The organism is Thiolapillus sp. (assembly GCF_048562965.1).
In the GTDB taxonomy this organism is placed as follows: Bacteria; Pseudomonadota; Gammaproteobacteria; order Chromatiales; family Chromatiaceae; genus Thiolapillus; species Thiolapillus brandeum_A.
Genome location: NZ_JBHNMF010000752.1, coordinates 1 through 1449 on the forward strand (window position 1 = coordinate 1; position 1449 = coordinate 1449).

2 protein-coding genes are annotated in these 1449 nt (G+C 57.4%); both read right to left on the reverse strand.

The window, feature by feature from the left end; all coding sequences use genetic code 11:
• Nucleotides 1-79: 79 nt before the first annotated feature.
• Entirely contained in the window at nt 80-427 is a 348-nt protein-coding gene (locus ACOCD2_RS19800) for a hypothetical protein (protein WP_293649989.1), read from the reverse strand.
• A gap of 43 nt (nt 428-470) precedes the next feature.
• Nucleotides 471-1274: an indole-3-glycerol phosphate synthase TrpC gene (gene trpC, locus ACOCD2_RS19805; protein WP_293649988.1), complete on the reverse strand. Its 804-nt coding sequence runs from the start codon at nt 1272-1274 to the stop codon at nt 471-473.
• Nucleotides 1275-1449 lie beyond the last annotated feature (175 nt).

The window sequence follows — 1449 nt, forward strand, 5'->3', positions numbered from 1 at the left end:
CGGCGCGCCTTCGGTGATATCGGAAGTATCCATTGCTTTCTCCTCTGTCGTGGGATTCGGGGAGAAAGTCTGCACAGGGTCAGGTGTGGAAAATAGGTGTGGATTCTTGGGCGCTTACGGCGTAGCGGCCGTCATGGAACAGGATTTCATCTCCCGCTCTGGCCTGGGAAAAAGCTTGTTCGGGACGCATGGGTGAAGACAGGCCGCCATCGCCGTTCCCGGAGGGGCTGACATGCAGTATGCGTGCGGGTTTGTAAGTCGGGTCGGTATAGTAGCGGTTGAAGCGTTCCGGCGTGCCGAAGAAGTTCCCGCCACGGTCGGGAACCTTCACCAGCCCGGCATAGGGGGCAGCCATTGTCGCCGTGGCAATGAGGCTGCAGGCGACCAGCAGCCCGAAGGTTTTTTGTGGCACTGAAATGCGAAGCATGGATCTCTCCTTTTCGGCCGTTTTCCGGAGCACAGGATCGATACTACTCCGTGAAAAACAGTCGCGCCAGTTCCTTGCCCGGATCTTCTGCCCGCATGAATGCCTCGCCTACCAGGAAACCGTTTACATGGTGGCTGCGCATCAGGGCGACATCTTCGGGCGCCAGGATGCCGGATTCGGTGATGACAAGCTTGTCGTCGGGAATCTGTTCCAGCATTGCCAGAGTGGTCTGCAGGCTGACGTCGAAAGTGCGCAGGTTGCGGTTATTGATGCCGATCATGGGGTTGGAGACCTGCAGAGCACGTTCCAGCTCTGCCTCGTCATGTACCTCGATGAGCACATCCATGCCCAGATCCATGGCCAGTATATTCAATGATGCCAGCTGTTCATCGTCCAGGCAGGCAACGATGAGCAGGATGCAGTCTGCATCCATGGCACGCGCCTCATACACCTGATAAGGATCGATGATGAAATCCTTGCGGATTACCGGCAGGTCGCAGGCCGCCCGGGCCTGTTTCAAGTAGGCAACCGATCCTTGGAAAAAGTCCACATCCGTCAATATGGACAGGCAGGCGGCGCCATGTTCCTTGTAACTGCGGGCAATGTCCGCCGGGCGGAAATCCTCCCGCAGCACACCTTTGGATGGTGAGGCCTTCTTGATTTCGGCGATGACGCCAGGTTGGCCGGTGGCAATTGTCTCCTTGAGTGAGGCGACGAAGCCCCGGGGGGGTGAGGCTTGTGCGGCCTTTTGTTTGAGCGCCTGCTCAGAGACCCGCTGACGGGCAGCATTGATTTCCTCGTGCTTGCGGGCGACGATTTTCTTGAGAATATCCGGTGTGTCGGTCATTGAGTTTCGCCTGTTGTCTTTGCCTGTTGCCACTCACCCCAACCCTCTCCCCGGTGGAGGGTGTCGTAAAAGCCTGTTCCCATGCACCTATGAAGCCCCCATTCCTTCGAGAAACCGAGGGATGGGTGCAAGGTGGATTTTATTGAAAAGAGAACGGGTCACCCGTGGAATCCGC

Coding starts and splice junctions, on each gene's coding strand:
- ACOCD2_RS19800 (WP_293649989.1), bottom strand. CDS start 427: ATGCTTCGCATTTCAGTGCCACAAAAAACCTTCGGGCTGCTGGTCGCC.
- trpC (WP_293649988.1), bottom strand. CDS start 1,274: ATGACCGACACACCGGATATTCTCAAGAAAATCGTCGCCCGCAAGCAC.